Raw genomic sequence first — 3,534 nt, 5'->3', positions numbered from 1 at the left:
AGAATGACAACTTCTATCTGCTTACCCTTGCGGCAGTCGCAAAGGAACTGAACAGACGGGGAATGAGAAATGCGGATGTCCTTTTATCGGTAGGACTTCCCCTGACAAGGTTCGGTGCAGAGAAGCAGGACTTCATTGATTACCTGTCAAAGAAGAAAGAAGTCGCTTTCCGCTTTGAGAAAGAGAAGTACACGGCAAGGATAGCAAGGGTGTCCGTATTCCCACAATGCTATGCGGCAGTTGCAGAGCAGTTGAGGACTTTGCCGGGGCGTGTGGTAGTGGTGGATATAGGGAGCTGGACCATTGACATCATGCCGATAGAGAACGGCAAGCCGAATGAGGCGGAATGTATCACAAGCCAGCAGGGACTTATCCGCTGCATGAGAATAATCAATGAGGAATGTAACAGGCAGATCGGGCAGGAACTTGAGGAAAACGTGATACAGCAGGTCATGGCTACCGGAGAGGCGGCACTGCCGGATAAGTACATGAACATCGTAAAGGACTGCCTGCGTGATTTTGCACAGAAAGTCTACAATACCCTGAAAGAACACGGTTACAACCTTGATGTGATACCGATTGTGTTTGTAGGCGGCGGAGCGGCAGTCATGAGGCTGTTCGGTTCACATGACAGCGGGAATATCCGGTACATTGAGGACATCAAAGCAAATGCAAAGGGGTATGAACAGCTTGGCAGGGTTTTCCTTGCAAAGCATCGTGACCAGATAGGATAGGAGTGGGGCATATGGCAAAGTCGAATATTGTTTTCCGAAGTTACCGCCTCAATCTTGACAATGAACAGCAGCGCAGGGTAAACAGGGTGCTTGCGGAACTGAATACGGACATTCATAAGTCTGTAAACCAGTTCATAACGGATGCCATAGACTTCTATGCAAACAGCTTTGGGGAAGAAAACCTGTTGAGGGAGACAGGAGGACAGAAGAAAGAGGAATACATTTCAAGGAGTGACCTGGATGGTATCCGTGAAGAACTAAAGAATGATGTTAAGAATGAAATTATCATGCTGCTCGGCGCTGCCCTCGGAGGCGGGGCGGCAAGGGTGGCGGAGGGCGGCATGGGAAGGATGGTCATGGAAACCGTGGTAAAGGAAACAGCAGCCAGTATTACAGAGGAACCCGAAGATCCAACCATGATGGAGTTGGTTGACAACTGGGGATAGGAGGAATGTTTTATGGCAGGAATGGTTTTAAGAAAGACCGGGGTGGTACTGCTTACCATATTGAAGTGGATATTACAGGCGGCGCTTGTGGCATTGAAACTGGTGCTTGGGATAGCAAAGCTGTTCCTGCTGCTGCTTTCCCTTGTTATGAGGATTGTGCTGACCATGATAGGCGTTTCGGTTGGCAGACGATGAAAGGAGTAAAAATGGATAAGAAAACTTTTGAAGAATCTTTAATCAGGCTGTGCCCTGAAAGCGGCAGGGAAGCCGTGAAACACTGGTTTTCCTTTGCGGAGGAATGTATTGAAATGGGGCAGTCCCCCGATTTTGCACTGGTATCTGACAAAGATGCTGCCATAGGAAAATGGCTGGATGCGATTTACAAGGGGATTTGCAGGGTAAGACAGGAATATGGGGAGAAGCCTGCGGAACTGATCTGCGGACTGGCTGTTAAACACTGCCTTTATCCGTGGGAAATGATGGAAGCTGCAAAATTCCTGAAAAATGGCGGGGATATTGATGGTGTGGTTTTACAGAGTGTGGAGGGGCTGCTGGATGAATGTGATGCCGGGAGGGAAGCCCCTGTCCCCGAAGAAAGGGCGGGGACGGAAAAGGAGGTGGGAGACATGTGGATGCTGAAATTTTACAAGGCATATGCAAAGAACAAGAGACTGAAAAGAATGCTTGCATACCGGAGCAGGATGCAGTAGCTTCATAGGAGGAAACAATGCACAGAATACGGGACAGACCTGAATAGATATGTGTCCCGTGTAAACTCCCATAAGGGACAGGACAGCGGTACACGGACACAGCCTTCCTTCCCCTTATGGGGAAAGGAAAGGTGATTCATATGAAAAAGAGATTATTCCTGATTTTATCCGTAACTGTCATGCTTGCTGCCGGATGTGGAAGTACGGACAATGCTGTACCTGATATGGAGCCGGAAGCGGCTGAAACAGTAGTGGACGTTGTGGAACCGGATATGACGGAGAATAAAGAAGTCACTGCTGCGTATCAGGCACAAAACGGGGACACCGGAAAAGAGCAGACCGCAGAGGAAATGGCAAAAGAACTGGGGCAGGAAAAGGAGGATAAGGGGGTAGCGGAAACACCCGAACCAAAGACAGTGAGTCAGCCGGAGCGGAAAGGGGAAACAGAACCCGCACAAAGCAGTGCAGATGTGCAAAAACAGGAAGAAACAAAGCCGGAGTGTGAAGCAAAGCCGGAAGAAACAAAGCCGGGGGAAACAGGGCAGCAGGAGCAGACAGAACCGGAGGAAACAAAGCAGCAGGAACAGACAGTGACCATATTGCCATACGATCCCGTATCTGTATGCAGTCAGGCAGTTGCAAAGTGTCAGGCGGGTGGGATGATAACTACCACGGATAACCTTGCAAGCCTGCTGGCAGAGGGGAAGATAACGCAGGAAGAATACCATTCCTATTATCCATATGACGGACTGGGCTATTACAGCGTTTTTGTAGAAACAGACCTGAATGCAGCGTCAACCACGTCCGGGAGGAAACTCGGAAGCGAGGACGGGATAGCGGATTACATTGCAGGGATGATGATGCTTGAAACGGAGCCTGTATTTTATATCGAATATACAGGGGTGTGCAGCCTTAACGGGACAGAATTTTATGAGTTCCGCTGTTACAGATAGGGACACACCGATGCCGGATTATGCAGGATTGTGCCGGATTATGTCTTGAACTTGACAACAGGCAGCGCCGGAAGGTACACTTGGTATTGGAAGGGCTGAATACAGAAATATAAAATCCGTAACCCCGTTCGTTGTTGATATGGTAATCCTTAATACCCGCAGGCATGAGGGCATTGTGCAGGATGCGGTTAAACGGAGGGATCAGTACAAGGTAAGGATTGCGGTAGAGGATGGGGGAAAGATCTATGGTGGGAATGGTTTTGAGAAAGACGGCAACGGTACTGCTGACCATATTAAAATGGATATTGCAGGCGGTTCTGATGCTCCTGAAACTGGTACTTGGGATAGCAAAACTGTTCCTGTTGCTGCTTGCACTGGTTGCGAGGGTGGTACTCACAATGGTCGGAGTTATGGCAGGCAGACGGTGAGGGGTATTCCTTACTGACATATGACCTGTAAGGCTTCTGATACAAATGAAAAATGCCCGTTTTCCCTTTATCCGTCAGTCGGAATTGAGACATGCAGGTTCCGCCGGGGATATTAAGGGAGACGGACAGAGACGAAATCCAAACAAAATAACAGTAAACGGAAAATGACAAGCCATTTTATATGACTTGTTATTTTTTTGCCCTATTAGGTAGTGTCAAGTAATCTATGAAAAAACGAGCTGAAAAAAATAGGCTCAAATGAA

The 3,534-nt window shown here is 48.3% G+C and carries 6 protein-coding genes; all 6 read left to right on the top strand.

Translation table 11 applies throughout. The features are described from left to right. A partial coding sequence (locus E5329_RS28630) for a ParM/StbA family protein (protein ID WP_135992510.1) occupies positions 1 to 734 on the top strand: 734 nt, incomplete at its 5' end. An 11-nt stretch (positions 735 to 745) separates the two neighbouring features. Next, positions 746 to 1,180 carry a hypothetical protein gene (locus tag E5329_RS28625; protein ID WP_016214107.1) on the top strand — a complete coding sequence of 145 codons (435 nt, stop codon included), beginning with the start codon at positions 746 to 748 and terminating at the stop codon, positions 1,178 to 1,180. 12 nt (positions 1,181 to 1,192) lie between these two features. After that, positions 1,193 to 1,375 (top strand): hypothetical protein, encoded by a 183-nt coding sequence (locus E5329_RS28620; protein ID WP_016214108.1) that lies wholly within the window; start codon positions 1,193 to 1,195, stop codon positions 1,373 to 1,375. A gap of 11 nt (positions 1,376 to 1,386) precedes the next feature. Further along, positions 1,387 to 1,890: a hypothetical protein gene (locus E5329_RS28615; RefSeq protein WP_135992509.1), complete on the top strand. Its 504-nt coding sequence runs from the start codon at positions 1,387 to 1,389 to the stop codon at positions 1,888 to 1,890. A 140-nt stretch (positions 1,891 to 2,030) separates the two neighbouring features. Next, a complete protein-coding gene (locus E5329_RS28610; protein WP_135992508.1) occupies positions 2,031 to 2,843 on the top strand; it encodes a midas domain-containing protein in 813 nt (270 codons plus the stop codon). Between the two features lie 245 nt (positions 2,844 to 3,088). Next, a complete protein-coding gene (locus E5329_RS28605; RefSeq protein ID WP_031200977.1) occupies positions 3,089 to 3,271 on the top strand; it encodes a hypothetical protein in 183 nt (60 codons plus the stop codon). Positions 3,272 to 3,534 lie beyond the last annotated feature (263 nt).

Source organism: Petralouisia muris, from assembly GCF_004793545.1.
In the GTDB taxonomy this organism is placed as follows: Bacteria; Bacillota; Clostridia; order Lachnospirales; family Lachnospiraceae; genus Petralouisia; species Petralouisia muris.
The sequence above is the reverse complement of the archived record's forward strand: the minus strand, read 5'-3'. Positions and strand labels throughout refer to the sequence as shown.

Coding starts and splice junctions, on each gene's coding strand:
- E5329_RS28605 (WP_031200977.1), top strand. CDS start 3,089: ATGGTGGGAATGGTTTTGAGAAAGACGGCAACGGTACTGCTGACCATA.
- E5329_RS28610 (WP_135992508.1), top strand. CDS start 2,031: ATGAAAAAGAGATTATTCCTGATTTTATCCGTAACTGTCATGCTTGCT.
- E5329_RS28625 (WP_016214107.1), top strand. CDS start 746: ATGGCAAAGTCGAATATTGTTTTCCGAAGTTACCGCCTCAATCTTGAC.
- E5329_RS28620 (WP_016214108.1), top strand. CDS start 1,193: ATGGCAGGAATGGTTTTAAGAAAGACCGGGGTGGTACTGCTTACCATA.
- E5329_RS28615 (WP_135992509.1), top strand. CDS start 1,387: ATGGATAAGAAAACTTTTGAAGAATCTTTAATCAGGCTGTGCCCTGAA.